10 protein-coding genes are annotated in these 15445 nt (G+C 55.3%); all 10 read left to right on the top strand.

Features of this window, described 5'->3' with window-relative positions; translation table 11 throughout:
* Positions 1-98 precede the first annotated feature (98 nt).
* Positions 99-1940: a portal protein gene (locus GQY20_RS28770; RefSeq protein WP_157220619.1), complete on the top strand. Its 1842-nt coding sequence runs from the start codon at positions 99-101 to the stop codon at positions 1938-1940.
* A 424-nt stretch (positions 1941-2364) separates the two neighbouring features.
* On the top strand, positions 2365-3135 hold the full coding sequence (locus GQY20_RS28775) for a hypothetical protein (RefSeq protein ID WP_157220620.1): 771 nt from the start codon (positions 2365-2367) through the stop codon (positions 3133-3135).
* 19 nt (positions 3136-3154) lie between these two features.
* Positions 3155-4270, top strand: a complete 1116-nt coding sequence (locus GQY20_RS28780; protein ID WP_157220621.1) for a phage capsid family protein — start codon at positions 3155-3157, stop codon at positions 4268-4270.
* Positions 4271-4342: 72 nt separating this feature from the next.
* Positions 4343-4993, top strand: coding sequence for a hypothetical protein (locus tag GQY20_RS28785; RefSeq protein WP_157220622.1), 651 nt, complete (start codon positions 4343-4345; stop codon positions 4991-4993).
* Between the two features lie 249 nt (positions 4994-5242).
* Positions 5243-6613, top strand: coding sequence for a hypothetical protein (locus tag GQY20_RS28790; protein WP_157220623.1), 1371 nt, complete (start codon positions 5243-5245; stop codon positions 6611-6613).
* Entirely contained in the window at positions 6614-7228 is a 615-nt protein-coding gene (locus tag GQY20_RS28795) for a hypothetical protein (protein WP_157220624.1), read from the top strand.
* A 40-nt stretch (positions 7229-7268) separates the two neighbouring features.
* Positions 7269-7901, top strand: coding sequence for a hypothetical protein (locus GQY20_RS28800; RefSeq protein ID WP_157220625.1), 633 nt, complete (start codon positions 7269-7271; stop codon positions 7899-7901).
* 9 nt (positions 7902-7910) lie between these two features.
* On the top strand, positions 7911-9719 hold the full coding sequence (locus tag GQY20_RS28805) for a hypothetical protein (protein ID WP_157220626.1): 1809 nt from the start codon (positions 7911-7913) through the stop codon (positions 9717-9719).
* Positions 9716-12061: a hypothetical protein gene (locus GQY20_RS28810; protein WP_157220627.1), complete on the top strand. Its 2346-nt coding sequence runs from the start codon at positions 9716-9718 to the stop codon at positions 12059-12061. Before GQY20_RS28805 ends, GQY20_RS28810 begins: the two co-directional genes overlap by 4 nt.
* 26 nt (positions 12062-12087) lie before the next feature.
* The gene (locus GQY20_RS28815) at positions 12088-15405 is read left to right on the top strand and encodes a collagen-like protein (RefSeq protein ID WP_157220628.1); all 3318 of its coding nucleotides are present in this window, start codon (positions 12088-12090) and stop codon (positions 15403-15405) included.
* Positions 15406-15445: the final 40 nt, after the last annotated feature.

Consider the following 15445-nt stretch of genomic DNA (forward strand, 5'->3'; position numbering starts at 1 on the left):
AGGGGCGGGAAGGGCTGAGGGAGCGTGTGGAGGCGATCAGAGCCGCGATCGTGGCGTTGACGGAAGCCGGAGAAGCCGACGCACCAAATAAATAGACGATGGATTCAAATGATACATCGCCGACGCTTCCTGACCTTGAAGGATTGAAGCGCAAGTTTCGTCAATCTATCGATACATCGGAATTTGCCCGTGATGCTGCGGCACTTGATCGCGGCTATTATGATGGGAACCGTGCGCTTTCTGATGCATGGCGCAAGCATCTCGACTCGCACAAGCTGCCGCCACTTAACATCAATATCGTCAAGCCAATCGTCAACGGTCACATAGGAGTCGTTTTACAGAATTCGACTGACCCTGAAGCATGGGGGCGAAACCCAAGCGATCAGGATGCCGCAGATATCGTAACCAAATTGCTCCGTTACGTCGCAGATAAGACGAAATTCGATAATGTAAAAAATGATGTAGTCGAGAATCTATTCATTGAGGGCGTCGGTGCGGTCATCGTTGAAGCCGATGATCGGGATGTCATGATCCGTCGAATTCATCCAAATGAGTTCTTTTGGGATGTGCATAGCCGCGAGTATGATTTCAGCGATGCGCTCTATATGGGCATTGCTAAATGGCTACATATCTCGCAAATCTACGATATCTTCCCTGACGCTGAATCGAAATACGGAGAAATATCACCCGGCGATATGCTGGGCGTCAATCAGACGATGAAAGACGCTCCGGATGTGTGGGTTGATCGTAAGAACAAACGCGTCCTTGTCGTTGAAATGTATTATGTCGAGCACGGGCGATGGAAACGCATCGTTTTCTGTCATGCTGGCATTCTTGATTTCGGCGACTCCGCGTATCTTGATGATGCCGGTCGTAGCATCTGTCCGATCGTGGCGATGAGTTGTTACATCAATCAGGACCATGACGACGAGACGCTCACCTATAGCCGTTATGGGGTCGTGAGGTCGATGATCGATCCCCAGACAGAATATAACTCGCATCGGGCGTCCATGGTCAAAGCGGCAGTCAGCAGGCGGGTTCAACAGATCGATATGTCAGCGCCTGTGGTCGATTCAAAGACGGTGAGGGAAGAAGCGTCACGACCCGATGGCGTTATCCCTACCGGCTGGCAGGTCGTGGGTGGAAACGATCTCACTGAGCAGAACGCCTTGTTGCAGTTAGCCCGTGCTGAGATTGATCGCATGGGACCCACGCCGGCTGTTCTGGGGCGCTCACTCGGAACCTCCGAGAGCGGACGGAGCCGCATGGTTCAGCAGCAAGCCGGCATCACTGAGCTTGCGCCTGTCCTCGATCGTCTGGAGCGTTGGGAAAACGCCGTCTATGAGCACATGTGGCATGCCGTCCGGCAATACTGGACTGCTCAGATGTTCGTGCGCGTCTCTGGTCAGGAGCGTGCCGCCGAATTCCTTGAAATCAATGTTCCCGTCACGGCTCAGCAGATGGCGCCTGCTATGGGGTCAGACGGTCAACCGATGCTCGATCCCATGGGGCAACCGATCATGCGCCTGCAGACCGTCACTGTGGGGATGCAGAATGAACTGGCGACGATGGACATGGACATCACCATTACGGCGGTCAAAGAGAACGCCACGCTTGAGCATGAGGTGATGGAACAGATTGTCCAGATCGCTCAGCTTGTGCCGATCGGCAGTCCGCAATTCCTGATGGCGCTTCAGCTATTCCCGCTGACCAATAAGCGCGAGACGCTTGAGCGTATCGAGGCGATGATGAAGCAGGCACAGCAACAGCCCGATCCCGCTCAGGTCGAGCAAGCGCAACAGGCTCAACAGGTTGCTCTTCTGAGCGCCACGGCAAAAGCGGGTCGTGATGCAGCCTTGGCGAAGAAGGCTCAGGCTGAGGCGCTGAGGACCTGCATTGAGGCTCAGCATATGGCTGGCTACGGTTCAACCAATCTTTGAGCGGTGGAATTTTCGCGACCGCCAGTATCCGCCCTCTGAGGGTATCGCGGCTCTCCACTGCGTTGCCACTCGAAAACATACTCATAAGGAGTGGGCTCGCCATCGGCTCGTAGCTCATGTTTGAGCGTCCAGCCCAAGGCTGCGTAGCTCTGGGCGACCAATGCTGAATGCGCTTTGCTGAGAATGGGCATGTGTGATCGATAGGCGAGACGGCATCATAGAGCAATAGTTGCTCTTGAGACAATCCGGGTACCTATCCAGCATAAATAAGCGAAAAGACGCGAAGAAAAGCATCCTTGGCGCAAAAGACAGCCGCCGTGTCCGAACGGGCGATTTCGAGTGTTCAGTCTCGTTAAAGCTGAGGGGTCGCCGCCGTTTTCGGGCGTTTCGCAAGGCATTCGCGTAGAAATGCATAGGGAGGAAGATGAATAGTATAGATTCGCTGTTTTCTGATCAATCGGACCATAAACCCGATGAAGTTGATGAGGTTGAGGATACGGCAGAGGAGGCGGAAGCCCCTGAACCGATCGAGGAACCTTCTGAGGAAATCGAACCGGCAGAGACCGTCCAGATTGAGCCTCAGGTTGAAGCTGCACCAAAGGCGATCCCGCTGGCGGCAATGCTCGACGAACGAGATAAACGAAAAGAGGCTGAACGTAAGGCGATCGAACTAGAGCGACAGCTTGAAGAAATTCGAAAAGCCAATGAAGTTCAGAAGCCAGATATCTATTCAGACGACCCCTATCTCAACGATTTTCGTGAACGGATGGAGGCGCAATTTGAGCGTCAGCGTTTTCAGGATCGCATTCTAGACTCTGATGAACGCGCGAAAGAGAAATATGGCGCTGAGGTGGTCGAAAAAGCCGCCTTGTGGGCAAAGGATCGGATGCAGGATGATCCCGCATTCCGAACCAAATTTCTCGAGAACCGCCGTCCAATGGAATGGGTCGTTGAGCAGCACCAACAGGAAACGCGTGCGGCTGAAATACTATCGGACCCCGATGCTTGGGTAAGGAAGCGTGCGGCTGAACTCGGCTTGATTGGTGAAGCAACCGGAACCTCTCCTGAAACAGCGGAGAATACTCAACCGGCGGCGAAAGCGCCTTCTCGTTCAATAGCTTCCTTCCCTTCGCAGGGCGGAATTTCCGACACTCTAACAGGAAAGAACTCGGCAATAGCGTCGCTATTTTCATAGGTATTAAAACTATAACATAATGGCTAACACCAAATTACATCCTAATCTGTCAATGCAGAAGTGGATAAACAAGTTCGTATTCGATTATGTAAGCGGATCGGGCTTCAAGAAATACATGGGGACGGATGAATCGTCTATCATCCGTGTTATCAATGAACTTAAGAATGGCGGCGAAGTCGTCAACATCCCGCTCGCGGGTCAGCTTCGCGGCGCTGGCGTTACCGGTGACTCAACTCTCGTCGGCAACGAAGAGGCGATGGGTCTCTATACCGATCAGGTTCGCGTTTCTTTGTTCCGTAACGCTGTTGCATTTACCGACGCTCAGACCTTCAAGACTGAACTCGATCTTTTCAATGCGGCTCGAAAGCGCCTCAAGGATTGGTCGGCTAACAAGCTTCGTAATGATATCGTCAGCGCTCTCGGTTCCGTTATCATCAAGGGCACTGCGGACAGCGATGGTTTTACTCTCGACTCTGCCGTCGATTATGCCTCAGCGACCGCCACTCAGCGCAACAACTTCCTCGTCAATAATACTGACCGCATCATCATGGGCGTCAATTCGGGGACCAATAAGACAAGCGGCGTGATGGCAACCGCCCTTGCCACGCTTGCCTCACCGACTGACAAAATTACCGCTGCGATGCTCAGCAGAGCAAAGAGAGCGGCGCTCAAGACAGGCGCTACCTCCGGCACCTCGATCACTCCATATCAGTCGGATGACGACAGCGGGGAAAATTGGTTTGTGTATTTCGCCCCGTCTGAGCAGTTCCGCGATCTCCTCACTGACACTGCGATCCTTGAGGCGTATCGTCATGCGGCTGAGAAGGGCAAAAACAATAGACTCTTTACTTCCGGTGACATAATTTTTGAAGGAATAATTGTGAAAGAGGTGCCCCAGATTTCTGTGCTCACTGGCGCGGGTAATAGCTGTGATGTTGCGGTTGGTTATCTCTGCGGTCAATCGGCGATTTCTGTTGCGTATGGTCAAGACCCAACACCTGTGTCAGATGTTACCGACTATGGCTATAAAAAAGGCTGTGGAATCAAAGAGATAAGAGGAGTCAAGAAGACCAGCTTCAATGGCACTCAGTATGGCGTTGTGAGCGTCTATTCTGCGTCCGTTGCAGACGCCTAAAACTTCTCCCAAGATAGGCGATACCAGAAGAGGGGAAGGCATCGCTGCCTTCCCCTCTTTCATAAATACACGATGGCAACCATTCGAAACATCATCACCGGAGCGCTCAGGAAGATCGGAATCACCGGCTCGGGTCAGCAGCCTTCATTGCAGGAATATTCTGACACTCTCGACATTCTGCAATCCTTGATCCGAGGACTCATCACCTCAGGAGCGTTCGGGCGAATGCGTGATGTAGTGCCAGAGGGCGATTACGTCGCGGGCGAGAATGAGCGGGTTTATCGACGCTACTCAGTAACGCAGTTGATCGAGCTTCCCGACATGGTGGCGTGCCGCTTGATCGGTTCTTGCGATTATGGGGAAAGAACTTTTTCCTACACGGGTGAGCGACCGCCGCGAGATAATGCGGTTGTCACGATCGTGGATGAATTCACTGGAGGTATTGAGGATTATATCTATGACGGTCAGCGAAAAGGCTGGTTCGCGATCCATGACATGATGGTCGAGTATGATCCCGAAATCGCGCATTCCGCCGATGCGCTCAATAATGCGCTGGATATGGAATGTCCGCTTTCGCACCGTGATGCGAATGGGCTCAAGGCATATTTGTCGATGATGCTTGCTGATGATTATGGCGCGAACATCCCGCAGATGACATCCATTCAGGCGAGGGATTTTCGGCTTGCGCTTTCCCACGCATATAGCGATTGGGATCGTGGATAATGTGAACGGATGGGCGATGAATTGGCGTGCGATTTTATGCGTTCTTCTGGCAATTGCGATTCTCGCCATGGTTCGAGGTGATTTAAAGAAGGGAAGAACGAGCGTTCGAAATTTCGGAGAAATCGATAGGAATGCTTCGCCTAGGAAGTTTTATCTTGTAATTGCGATTTACATAATGATGAGCGTGTTCCTGATATCGCTCGCTGTGTTGGGAAAAATACAATAATCCAGATTTGACCTAAATACGGGATGCAAGATATCCCGCTCGGTCTCCAATCTTACGAACGCCAGACAAGTTTTGCCCCGCCGGTCGAGCTTGTAAATTTCTACATTGAGGCGGATCAATCGCAATCCGAACCGTCTCAGGTCAACCGCCTTCAACGACCAGGTCTCGCCCCTTTCACGACCGCAGCCGGTCCCGTCCGCGCACTGTATCAGCAAGACGGCGTTCAAGGCGGTCAGTCTTTCGCGGTTGCCTCAGACAGCCTCCAGACGGTCGCCGCTGACGGCAGCGTGAGCGATCTCGGAACGGTCGCCGATGACGGTAAATCGGCAAAATTCGCCGCTGCCTTCGATAAGCTCGCGGTCGCCAGCGGCGGCAAGCTCTATTTCCTGAGCGGATCTACCCTGACTGAGGTTGCGATTCCGGACAGCGATACCGATCCAGAAAATCGGTTCGCACGGGATATCTGCGATCTCAATAACTACATCGTGATGATATGTCCGGATGGGCGGTTTTTCTGGATAAATCCCGGAGAATCGACGATCGATCCTCTCGATTTCGCCACGGCTGAGTCGAGCGCTGACGGGCTCGTGGCGTGTGCCAGCCTCATCGGCGAACTCTACCTTTTCGGATCGTCGAGCGTGGAGGTGTGGCAGTCTACAGGTAATGCTGACCTACCGTTTCAAAGAGCGGCGGGGCGCAATTTTTCCAAGGGCTGCATGCACCGCGATACGGTCAAGAGCCTCGATAATACGCTGTTTTGGCTCGGTGATAATGGCGTCGTCTACCGATCGTCATCCGTGCCGATGCGGGTTTCAAACCATGGCATCGAGGAGCGTATTGCGAAGCGCTCAGGCGATCCGAGTGCGCTGACGATCACCTACGGCGGTCATGAGTTCTATGTCCTCAAAATCCCCGGCGAGGGGTCTTTCGCCTACGATGTAGAATCGAAATCGTGGAGCGAATTTGCCTCCACGGGCTTCACCGAATTCCGTCCCTCCCATGCCCTAAATCTCGCCTCTGGAATCCTGCTCGGCGATGCTCATTCAGGAAAAATCTGGACGTTCGATGACACGCGTGGTGACGATGACGGTGAGGTGATGCTGAGGAAAGTCACCGGCACCGTTTCAATCCCCTCGCGCAGGAGCATCCGGAACGATAGCTTTGCGCTACGCGTGGGAAGCTCGGCGCCATGCTCCTACCGCCTGCGCTGGCATGACGGTCAATCCAGCTATCCCGACAATTACAGGATGCTCCCCGCTCGGGCTGGGGTCGATCAGTTGACCGCCTACCGATTGGGTCACATCCGGGATAGCTTCCGGACATTTGAGGTGAGTATCGTTGATCCGGTGATTGCGCGGATCAGCAGCGCAACCGCCAATGAGGCTTTCCAGTAAATGGCGCTCAAGCTGCTCACCCTCGCCAAGCTGATCGGCGGTCAACCGATCGTCGATATCCAAGGCGCTCCGTCAAATTCGTTCCTCAGGTGGGCGAATGATCTCATCGTCAACATCACCGCGAGTTTCAACGCATCCGTCCAGAATCAGACAGATATCGCAACCGCGCTCGAAACCGCCGGCATTGCGGTCACGACCGCCACGGATGCGCTGGACGCTGTGGATGGGCAAGCGGCGGTTTTGCTTCAGGCATCGTTGACCCAGAGTTTCACCGATCCTTTGCCGGCGCTCTCCGTGGATGCTGTGCCATCATCGGCGCCAACATCGGCGACGATCACCATCACGGCGCATACCCGCCGCTACACCGATGGGCGCACCGTGAGTGTCAACGGGGATACGATCGCCGGTCTCGCGCTCGGATCGGGCTTCTATGTCTATTACAACGATCTCAGCCAGACCGGCGGGAGCGTCACCTATTCGACAACCACCAACCCATTGACGGCGGCTCAGATCGGCGGACGGCATTGCGTGGGGTATTGCTCAACGAGTTTCCCCAGCGGCGTCACGCATCAGGATGGCGTAGCGGCTCCGCCGGCTGGGGTCCCCGTGGTTTGACGCAACTCGAATAAATACAAGAAAAATGAGTGGTGAGTGAATGGGTATAGTTGGTTCGATCGTTGGTGGTGTCGCGAGTGGAAAGGCAAGCAAGAAAGCTGCAAAGATTGAGGCTGAGACGCAGGCAGCCAATCGCGCATTTGCTGAAAAGATTTACGACAAAGGCGTCGCATTGATTCAACCCGAGGTGGATTCCGGCAATGCAGCCGGCGGCTATATCGACGCTTTGCTAGGTCTAGACAAAACCGATTCCGCTGCTGCTGATAAAGCCTTTCAGAATTATCGTGACACATCCGGCTATCAGTTCCTTCAGGATGAGGCTCAGAAAGGCGTTTTGGCTAACTCAGCGGCAGCAGGCGCTTTCCAATCAGGCGCCACCGCTAAGGCGCTTCAAGAGCGCGCGATGAACTTAGCCGATCAGACTAAAAACAATTATATCACTCAGCTAACCGATGTAGCTAACCGTGGAACATCTGCAAAAGGCTCTGTGATCAGTCAGGGTCAGAATCTCACTAATACCGTCGTTAACGCAAACAATGCGCAAGGCACTGCGGCGGCTAATAATGCGCTCAATCAAGGCGCAATCATCAACAATGTCATCGGTGGTATTTCGTCATCCATCGGGTCGAGTTTCGGCGGTGGTGGCGGAATTTTGTCGGCGTTGTTCGGATAAGGGAGAAAAATGGCAATCGATTGGGGTTTGGCGAAATTACCCGCCGACTATACGAAAATCGCGCTGGACGCTTACGATCAAGCCTATGCGGCGAGGCGTCAGCGCATCAACGATCAGCGGACAGATCAGGTCTACGATGCTCGGGAGACGGCTAACCGGGCATATGTGCAGGCTCATCCGCAAGATTCCGCCCGCGATACATTGCTCTCGGCGGGTGATTATGACGGATTGAAGCAACTCGACGCTATGGACGATCGTCAGCGCGCTCAGGCTGCCGATGATGCGGAATTTACGGCTCGGTTGGCACCGACGCTCAAGCAGATCGATGCCACGGCGGATGGTGGTGCGGCTCGTCGTGAAGCTGCTCGGGCGATCCTCAAGCAGCGTGGCATGACCGATGCTGAAATCAACGCTACCGATTTTTCAGACCGTTCGCTCGATCTTCACGAAAATGCGGCGATGTCGATCAAGGACCGTTTGGCTGAGCGGCGTCAGGATGCCATTGATAATAAGCCGATCACAGCCGCCGATGGTGCGGTTTTGGTGCGTGATCCCAATGGCGGCTATCGCGCCGTTTATACGCCCGGCTCAAAGGCGGTTACTCAGGTCGTGACCGATCCGGTGACGGGTGATGTTCGTGTTGTCGCCGTGCCGGCTCAGCCCGGCGCTGTCTCGGGTGGACACCTGCCTACTTTCGGGCGGATTGATGAAAGCTATGTCTCCACTCAAACGCCTGAACAGATGTCGGGCACTGATCGCGCATCGCGAAACAACAATCCGGGAAATCTGCGCTGGGACGGAAAGTCAAAATGGCAAGGTATGACGGGTGTTGATGAGAATGGCTTTGTGAAATTTGATACCATCGAGAATGGTCAGCGCGCCTTAGGAATCAACATCAGTAATCAACAGAGGCTTCACGGTCTCAATACGGTTGCGGATTTTATCACAAAATATGCGCCTCCAAAGGATCACAACGACACAGCCGCATATATCGCGACCGTAGCCCGAGCGCTTGGCGTCGGACCCAACGATAGAGTCGATTTTACTGATCCGAATGTGCAACGCGCCATGGCGCAGACGATTACGCGCGTCGAGGGCAACGGAACTCCGCCTAATTCTGGCGGTGCTCCGGCACAATATGTCTCATCAGGCGCGCCGAATGGCGCAACGATCGTCAACCTTGGCGGGTCATCCGGTCAAGTCTGGCAGCCGGCTACGAGGAACGGAATTCAGGGGCAGGTCAACACGAGAACCGGTGAGTTCAAGCCGTTGCCGGGTCAAAAAGCGCAGGATGCGAATACCCGTGCTCAAGCCGTCGATGCGATCGATTCCGCGCTCAATACCGTCGATACGCTGAGCAAACATCCGGGTCTTTCGGCGGCGGTGGGATCGGCGCTCGATCCTCATTCTTGGCTGAGCTACAACCCATTGAGCGGAAAATCTTGGGCTGGCAGCAACGCGGCTGATTTCGAAACACAGTTGGACACATTCAAGTCTCAGGCATTCTTGCAGAGCGTCCAGCAGATGCGTGGGCTCGGGGCGCTCTCAGATGCTGAAGGACAGAAACTTTCAGCCGCGATCGGCAACCTATCGACCCGTCAGAGTGAGGCGCAGTTTCGGGCAAATCTCGCGATCGTCAAAGATACGCTTGCCCGCGCTCGGGCTCGAATGCGGGCAATGGGGGCAACGGTTCAAACGGCTTCTCCGGTTGCTCAGCCCGCACCGTCTGGCACGCCCCGCGTAGGCGAAATCAGACGCGGCTATCGATACAATGGTGGTGATCCGTCTGCCCGATCGTCATGGAGTCCCGTTCAGTGATCGGCGAGGAACATGGTCCGTGGGAGGACTTCGCCCCCATGCCTCAGGCGGCTCCCTCAGCGCCTCAGCAGCCTTCGCCAGCGCCTCAGAACGCTGAGAGCGGACCATGGGAGGATTTCGCCCCTAAGGCGGCTCCAGCGGCTCCGCAGAGCGGGATAACCGATCAAGGCACCGTTTCCGCGTTGCCGGATCAGAAAGTTTGGACGGCGGACGATATCGACGCTCATTTAGGCGAGATGCTTCACGATCAGAAAGTCAGCGGCAACGATATCCGGAAATGGCTCACGTCGATCGGCAGCCAGCTTACGGAAGACGATCAGGCAACGCTTGATCGTCGAGATGCATGGATCAAAGAACATCCGGGAGAGGGCGGCGGCAATGTAGAATCTCACGCCATACCGTTCACTCCCGATCGCGGTGGCATCGTCGATAATCGTCCGGTGAGCTTCTGGACCGGCACCGTAGATGGTGCTGAGCATATCGGCGAAAATGTTGTTGGTGGTGCGGGATGGGCGGCAAATAAGCTCGGGGTCGAGAATGATTGGAGGAAGCATCTCCACGACCGCTATCAAGCGTATTCTGACGGTCGTGACGACCGTGGCTCACAGTATGGCAAACTCGTTGGCGAGGTCGTAACGACGCTCCCCACGGCGCTTGTAGCCGCTCCGGTCGAGGGCGGTGCTGTCGCGATCGGCGTTCCGGTGGGCATCGCTCGAACGCTTGGTTTCGCGGCTGACGGAGCGTTAGGCGGAGCGTTGACAACCGATGCCGATACACCCGGCGGAGTGGCTCGGGATGCCGCCACAGGTGCGGTTTTAGGGAGCGTCTTAGGGCGTGCCTCTGATGCGGTAGGCGCGCGCATCAGGGGCGGTTCGTCGGTCACGCGCGAAGGACGAGAAGTTCTCGACGCTGCCGACCAGCTTAGCCGTGACGGTCTCAATGTCCGTCCATTGCCGGCGGATGTCGGTGGTGCCGCCTCACGCAATCTCACCGCAGGCGTGAGCCAAGGCTTTGTCGGTCGTGGGATCGTCGACAGCAGAGCGACGAATTACCGTGATGCAGTAGCGGCGGCGCGGGATCGTGCCGCGAATGAACTAGCTCCAGCCGGCGAGACGGCTCAGCCGCTTCATGAGGTTGCGGATGAAATCGCTAGTGATGCAGGGTTAGGCGGCTATCGGGCTCGATCGAAGGCGGAATCGAACCGGCTTTATGATCAAGCTGAAAATCTCGCCAATAACGCGGCGATCCAGACTCCTCGCACGGTTCGGGTGCTCAATCAGAAAATCAGTGAGTTGAGCGCGATTCCCGGCGGGCATCCTGCCGTGCGCACGTTAGAGGCGGTTCGGGACGATCTCCTCACCAATCAGAACAGCGTTGCGGCGCTGCGCAGGCTCCGGACCAATTTCGGACGCCAGCTTGAGGCGGTATCGCCCGACGCTCGCGAGATTGCGGGTTCGATATACCGTCCACTCAGCGATGATATCGACGCGGGATTGAGGGCTCAGAATCTCACCGATGCCGCCGATGCCTATCGTGCCGCCGATGCACATTATGCGGCTCGTGCAAGCACGCTCAGAGATGTTGAAGCCATCATAGGCAGGCGTGGAATGGAACGTTCGCCGGAGCAAGTGGCGGGTCGATTGACGGCATTGGTGAAAGGGCAGGGTGGCGATGCTGGTTTAGTGGGTCGCGTCCTCGATACGCTGAATCCGGATCAGGCTGCTCGCGTCAGGTCGAGCATGATTTCCAATCTCGGGCGATCGAAACCATCGGCGCAAACGCATACCGGTGATGCCTTCTCGTTTCAGACATTCTTGACCCAATGGCAGCGGGAAAATCTCAGCGATGCCGCAAAAGCGGTCCTTATCCCTGACGCTCGTGTCCGCGCTGATCTCGACGCTATTGCGAGGTTGTCGAGTGCGGCTCGTCGTGCCGATGCAGTCAGGAACTTTTCGAACACGGCAGGCGCCAGCTATATCCTTGGGCTTATCGGTAAGGTCAGTTCTCCGGCGGGCGGGCTCGCAACCGTGGGCTCATCGCTTTTGCCCGAAGGTCTGACAGCAGCGGCGGTCAGTTCGCCGAATGTCGCTCGTGCTATCGTCAGGGGGCGCGAGATTGCGGGACCGGTGATCAACCGCACGCTTCAGGCTGGCGCGATCACGGGAAGACGATCAGCCCCAGCGGTGAGCGGATATCTTGCGGATTTGAGCGGTCTCAATGACGCTGATCCGACGCCTCAGCCTGAGCCGTTGCCGGCATCGGTTCAAGCTGTAATGGATGGTGCACCGCCGGTCAGATCGATTGCTAGTAAGCAGCGCATAAGGAGCGCTGACGACCGTTAGGAGGTTGGGATTGCATAAATATATGCATGACCTTTTCCTCATCGTTCAATGTAAGATTTGGCGGATATATCGACTCGGTTACGAATGTCGAAGCGCTCCGCAACTATCCCACCTTCAAGCTCAGTGACGGCGATGTCGTCATAGTCACTGGTAATATCGAGCCCGCCGATGGTGATGGCGGATTTTATACATGGCTTGAAGCCGCGACTGATCCGGATGACGGGTTAATAGTCGTCAAGCCCAACGATTCGTCCTCCGGACGCTGGAAAATGAGCGCTGGTCGCGGACCAAAGGGCGACACTGGCGAGCAAGGTGAAAAGGGCGATCAGGGACCGCAAGGCGTTCAAGGCGTCACGGGTCCGGTTGGTCCTCAAGCTGCAATTTCCTATGCGTCGGTCAGCGATACCGATGCAGCGACGGCTAATAATCTCGCTGTCACGCCTGCATCGCTGATCAATTACAAAACGGCGATCTCAAATCTTCAAAGCACATCATCTACCGGTGGAACGCTATATTACTCGTCTTGGTCGAGCCTGAATTCAGCATTCGCGACTTATAACGGCGCAACCACATATTCGCTCAACCAAACCGCTGTAAACCAAGGCATTGCGTGGATATACATCGGTGCGAGTGCGTCAGCGGGTAATGCGCCGCCCACTTTGCCCACGACTTCCAACGCTTATTGGTCGGTCTTTCGTAACCCGCTCGTGGGTCAGGCGGCGGCTGTTTCGACCGCCGATAGCGGCACTCACACAGATCCAACGACCGGCACAACCGTCAACAACACGGGCGTTTTCACTTGGACAACCGGAACCAGCGGAACGGGCTGGAAATATCTTTTCGCGACTGACGCGGCGCTTGCTCAGACATCCGCAACGGCTGCGTCAGCCAGTGCTTCAGCGGCGGCGGCTAGTGCTGCGTCGGTCTCCGCTGTTGCCGCTACGCTCAACCCCACGGTCTGGGGTTCCGTTCGCTTCCCGTCAGAAAACGGTGAGGACAAGAATAGCACGGACAATGGTCTAATTTATCTGCCGAACAGTGGAAATCTGACAACCGCCGCAGCATTCGCAAATGGCGATTTCACCGCAATGATTTTTTGGGATATGCCGCTTGAGGCGTATCGTGCCATCAATCGCGCTCCAGTTTTGTTCGGCACATATATTCAATCGACCGCAGGATTGAATCGGTCGTTCACGCTTACTTATTGCTCGCCGGCATGGGGCGGAGGTCCAACTTACGCCAATCGATTTGTATTCAACATTCGCGGTGAGACCGGCGCAAGCGCCAATTGGCAAGCCGTCTCTGATCCTATTCCCGCAGGTTTCTCAGGTCGTGCGTGCGTGGTGGTGCGTCGGATTTCCAACAACATTTCGATAGATTTTTGGGATTGCCAGACACTCACCAAGACTGCCGCCTCAACGCCTGTTGCAATGCCAAGCGGTTTCGTGGGGGTTCAAGCGCTCACCTATAACCTTGGTATCGGCGGTTCTCGTCCTGATGTTTTTCCAGCGGATGATACCACGGGTGCGCCACTCAACACGCAGAATGTAATCCCGAACGCTCGCGGGTCCTTCCGCGATCTTCTGATGGTGGACGATGATCTCACCGACACGCAAATCATATCGATCATCAACGGTAGCGATCCGGTCACTACCGCTACATCAGCGCTGACGCGCCTTTATTGTCCATTGGTGAGCAATGGCACTCTGAGTTTAGCCGTAACTAGCAATCAGGCTGCTTTGTCGAGCGCCACGCTGACGCAGCTTGGTAATCTCTATGCTGGACCGCACCTCAAGCCGCAGTCAGATACGAAATATCTCACAATCGATCGCGTTCCTTATCCGGGTTTCGTCGGTCGTGAGGTCAATGCTGAATCCGCGCCATGGATCATAACCGGTAAATTTGCGGGACTATCGGGACAGCTTGAGTTCCAGTTCATCGATTCATCGAACAAGGTCATTAAGCCTTGGCATCGTGCTACCGTCTCTCTCGGGTCAGGTACTTGGTCCGCACTTGCCGAATTACCGCGCACGAATATGCGCTTTCAAATTCAGGTCAGGATGTCGAGCGATCCCACCGTCATCGGGGTAACGCATCAGTATATCTATGTTGGTCCGGTGGTTCACATCTGGGGGCAGAGCGAAACTGTCTATTCGACGGTCGGGATAAGCTCGACGGCAAGCAAGCTCGGGACCCTCACCACGCTCGCTACGAAACCATCCTGCGATATCAGTTCAGTGATCTTCAACACGATCGAGCGCGGGGCTGGCGCAGGGACGATCACGGGTCAATGGCGTCCCGGTCTTTTGACCGATGCCGGAGTTACGATTGCGAATTACATCCGTCAGCGCACGCCTGAGCCTGTGATGATCGTCGTTCAAGCTGTCGGCGGAACGAAGATGGGGGCGTTGGTCAACGACGCTGACACGACGCGTAATTGGTCTGATGCACTCGCGATGGCGTCGATTGTCGTAAACAAGGATGCCAACGGAGCGTATCCGGCTGCCGTTCATGTCATTGGAGGGTGGGAATATTCGGACGGTCAAATCGACATCGTAAACCAAAATCTCCTGCCGCTCATTCAGGGGATCGGATCAGCCACAATCCCACAAAGTTCCATCAACCACTACCTTTACAATGGAGAATTCAGCAACTCGGCGAAGCTCGTTGTTCTACCGAACAACAGGCAGCTTTCGGCTGTCTCCGCGCAGACGAGTGATCGAAGCACGGAAGCGGATCAGCGAGACAATTACCGGAACGCAGCGAAATACCTTGGTGCGATTTTGGGTCCGGAAACGACGCTGGCGAAAATGCTGATGAGTTCGCCCTACACGCATCCTCTGCCTGCCGATCCGGAAGGCGATGTTGAAATGGCTCGGGCGTTTGCCGAGGCGGCATGTCTGGGATTAGGCATCGGAAGCTATAAGGGCGTGTCGCTCTTCACGTCGGCGTCATGGGTCAGCGGCAGCGGTAATACGCAGATCGACCTTACGCTAAGTGATCCTCAGCCGATCCCCGGAACAACCCCGATCGCTCCCGTTAATCCGGCTGGGAACAAGCTTGGTCCGAAGGTCGCGGCATCTCCGATCTATGGATTTGAGGCGAAGCTAAACAGCGGGGGGAACTTCTCGATCAGCAACGTTGCGGGTGCCACGGTCATCAACCCGCGCTTGGTGAGGGTCACTCTCGCTACGGCTGGAACGGTGGGTCAGACGCAGATTGCGTATCACTCAGGTGGACCCGGTGACTATGGGACGGCACTCTCAGACGATCTATTCAGACATGGCGGTTTGGTGGCGAATGGCTTTCCGGTCGGCGGCTCAAATGTCGCTTTCACGCTATGATCGCTCAAAAGACATTCGCATCAGCCGCTACCGTGATGAG

The organism is Flavisphingomonas formosensis (assembly GCF_009755815.1).
Lineage (GTDB): Bacteria > Pseudomonadota > Alphaproteobacteria > Sphingomonadales > Sphingomonadaceae > Flavisphingomonas > Flavisphingomonas formosensis.